The sequence below is a fragment of the Mesorhizobium sp. M7A.F.Ca.US.005.03.2.1 genome (genome assembly GCF_003997795.1).
In the GTDB taxonomy this organism is placed as follows: Bacteria; Pseudomonadota; Alphaproteobacteria; order Rhizobiales; family Rhizobiaceae; genus Mesorhizobium; species Mesorhizobium ciceri.
The window spans coordinates 1-2986 of the sequence record NZ_RZRP01000772.1; the positions used below are offsets into that span (position 1 = coordinate 1).

General features: G+C 62.3%; 3 protein-coding genes and 1 pseudogene. 2 read left to right on the top strand and 2 right to left on the bottom strand.

What is annotated here, in order from left to right; translation table 11 throughout:
• Positions 1–49: 49 nt before the first annotated feature.
• Positions 50–472 carry a DoxX family protein gene (locus EN991_RS29990; RefSeq protein WP_127370100.1) on the bottom strand — a complete coding sequence of 141 codons (423 nt, stop codon included), beginning with the start codon at positions 470–472 and terminating at the stop codon, positions 50–52.
• A gap of 73 nt (positions 473–545) precedes the next feature.
• Here EN991_RS29990 and EN991_RS29995 point away from each other — a divergent pair, with 73 nt between their 5' ends.
• Together EN991_RS29995 and EN991_RS30000 are read left to right on the top strand one after the other, a co-directional pair.
• On the top strand, positions 546–1496 hold the full coding sequence (locus EN991_RS29995; RefSeq protein WP_245461113.1) for a LysR family transcriptional regulator: 951 nt from the start codon (positions 546–548) through the stop codon (positions 1494–1496).
• A gap of 164 nt (positions 1497–1660) precedes the next feature.
• Positions 1661–2812, top strand: coding sequence for a hypothetical protein (locus EN991_RS30000; protein WP_024501531.1), 1152 nt, complete (start codon positions 1661–1663; stop codon positions 2810–2812).
• Here EN991_RS30000 and EN991_RS30005 read toward each other — a convergent pair.
• Positions 2807–2986 (bottom strand): annotated as a pseudogene (locus tag EN991_RS30005) (gluconokinase); the annotation flags it as partial. The gene EN991_RS30000 and the pseudogene EN991_RS30005 sit on opposite strands and share 6 nt — an antisense overlap.

The window sequence follows — 2986 nt, forward strand, 5'->3', positions numbered from 1 at the left end:
GAACATGTGTTTTCTCCTGATGTCGGGGGACAGAGCTGCCCCTGTTGGTTCAATGGATGAGCGGCAGAATGGCCCGGATACGGGGATCGCGGAGATAGAGGCCGCCCCAGGTCATCGCGCCCAGAAGCAGGGAGATGATTTCCGGCGGCGACCCCAACTCACCGATGCGAAGATGGGCGCAGATGGCACCTCCCAAAAAGCCCGTCACCAGGATCGCGCCGAGGACGGCGGTGACCGGGATGGCGTAGAGGATGGCGCAGGCGAGGATGATCGGACCCACGACACGGGTCAGGTCCATCGCCAACCCGGTTTCCTGCAACATGCTGGCGATCTGTGCCGGCGCGAAAAGCTGAACAGTGCCATCTGCCGTCAGGGCGATGACGACAAACGCGCTCATGATCCGGCCGGCCCACAGGGCGCGATGCAAGGTCATAATTTCCGGTGTCTGATGCAGGTTCACAGTTTCGGACACTTGTCATTCTCCGATGGGGAGATCCCATATTCGAAGCTTACTGTGCCTCTCAACTGTGATAAATGCCGAGGAAATGAACCAACTGTTCTCTTTTTGGGGAACAATCCGAGGCGCGAAAATGCAGAATCTCGAACCCATCCTCATTTTCACAACGGTCGCGGAAATGGGGAGCTTCACCCGCGCGGCCGATAGCCTGGGCATCCAAAAGGGGAGAGCCTCAACGGCGGTCCGCAAGCTGGAAGAAGATGTGGGTGTCAGGCTTCTGCACCGGACGACGCGCAGCGTGCGGTTGACGGAGGACGGACGCGCATTTCATGCCCGCGCCCGCGATCTGCTTGCTGAAGTCGATGATCTGCACTCGATGTTCGCAGGCGACCGCGTGGCACTTCGCGGCCGTTTGCGGGTCGACCTTCCGACCGAAGTGGCGCGCACAACGATCGTACCGGCTTTGCCGGATTTCATGGCGGCTCACCCCGAGTTGGAGCTGGAGGTGTCGAGTACGGATCGGCAAGTCGATCTGGTTCAAGAGGGGTTCGATTGTGTATTGCGGCTTGGACCCATTCGCGACGAGACCCTGATTGCCCGCCCGTTGGGCCTGTTGCGCATGGCCAACGCAGCCAGTCCCGCCTATCTGGCGCGCCATGGCGTGCCTCGATCGCTGGAAGATCTCCAGCGTCAGGAACATAGGGCAATTCATTTTTCGACGCTGCTGGGCGCGCGACCCTATGGATGGGAATATCCGGACGGCGACAGCTACGCGACGCTTCAGTTGCCAGGTGCGCTACACGTCAACAGCGCACAGACCTACGAAGCAGCGGCCCTCGCCGGCCTCGGCCTGATCCAGGCGCCACTCTTGGGCATTGGCCGATACTTGGAGAGTGGAGCGCTTGTCGAGATCCTACCCGATTTTCGTCGCCGGCCGCTCGCCGTGTCCCTCGTCGTCGCACATCGGAGCAATCTATCGCGCCGGGTCCGCGCGTTCATGAAATGGATCGAAGATGTGCTGACGCCATATATGGAATAGCGATACGACTATCTTCGTCCGGCCCTCGAAATCAACACTTCGTAAGCGGCGCGCTTGTCTTAAGTCTAGGGAAAGCGAAATTTGCAGAAGTCTCGAGCACGGACACCACCTTGCACGGCCCAAGCCGACGCAGTAAAGCGGGGTTCGAAGAACGGGCTGGACCGATGAGGCTGTGGTGGTTAGAAAAATCCCGCAAGGCCGCCCGCAAGCTGCCGTCGGCAGCCAGTTTCCGCACTGAAATCATCGCAGACGTCTTCGTCCCGGAACGGGCGGAGGATGTACGCTTCTTCAGCCGCAAGCTGGTTCGCCCTGGCCGGCTTCGCCGCTTTTCCAACAAGGATCTTCGCGAAGGCCTGCTGTCTATCTTCTATCTCGTGGTGGCGGCGGCACTGCCGGTGCGGTGGTGGGCGCCGATCTGCGGCCGCGTATCGAGGTTTCGCCTCAAGCGCCATATGCGCAAGGAATTCCCGGCCTACGCTGCCGCCACGCTCGCGGTGCTGGGCGATGGTATCGATGCACGCAAGCTGTTCGAGGGATTGCTGGCAGCGCGCCACCGCCGCCGCTTGCAGCTCGCCGCACATCTGGTGGCCGGCCGCTGGTCGCCGACGATCCGGCTGGAGGGGTTGGCGGGGCTGCGGTCGGCCTTGCAGCGCGGCCACGGCGCCATCCTCTGGTGCGATCAGTTCACCGCCCAGACCATCATCGGCAAGCGCGCGCTGTACGAGGCCGGTATCGAAGCGCATCAGGTGAGCGTCAACACCCACGGTATTTCCGAATCGGCGTTCGGCTTGCGTTTCCTCAATCCGCCGCTGATCGATGTCGAGAACCGGTTCCTGAAAAGCCGGGTCGCCTTTGATCGTGACGACGCCTATCAGGTCACCATCCGCATCCAGAAGATCCTGAAGCAGAATGGCGTGGTGACGATGACCAACACCGTCCATGCCGGCACGACCTTCACCGAGGCAGCCATGGGCGAAAGCGGCTGGACGCATCTCGCCTCGGCACCGGCGAATTTCGCCGCCAGGGGCAGGACCGCCCTGTTTGCCATGTCGACCTTCGAAGTGGTTCCCTTCATCGAATACCGGGCCGTGCTCAGCCCCGAGCTGACGCCGGAGGCATCTGTCAGCCCGGCAACGGACATGGCCAGGGATGGCGCCAAGAACATGACTGTGCAGGCGCACTACATCCTGCTCAAGCGCGACCGCCTGCTGGAAGCGCTGAAGCTCTACCCCGAGCAGATGCTGACGTGGTCCCGCCGGCAGCGGCTGACCGAGGTCTCGGACAGCATCGGCATCGGAATGGATGAAGGCTCATGACCGGCGTATCAGGCGGACCGCGGCGGCGACGAGCTCACCGACCGGGCGTGTGGCATTGAGTTTCGAGGCGCGCTCATCCGCAGCCGGCGGCTCGAGGATGGCGAACTGGCTGTCGACCAGGCTCGCCGGCATGAAGTGGCCCTTGCGGCTGCCGACGCGCTGCCTGGCCGTACC

Coding starts and splice junctions, on each gene's coding strand:
- EN991_RS30000 (WP_024501531.1), top strand. CDS start 1,661: ATGAGGCTGTGGTGGTTAGAAAAATCCCGCAAGGCCGCCCGCAAGCTG.
- EN991_RS29995 (WP_245461113.1), top strand. CDS start 546: ATGAACCAACTGTTCTCTTTTTGGGGAACAATCCGAGGCGCGAAAATG.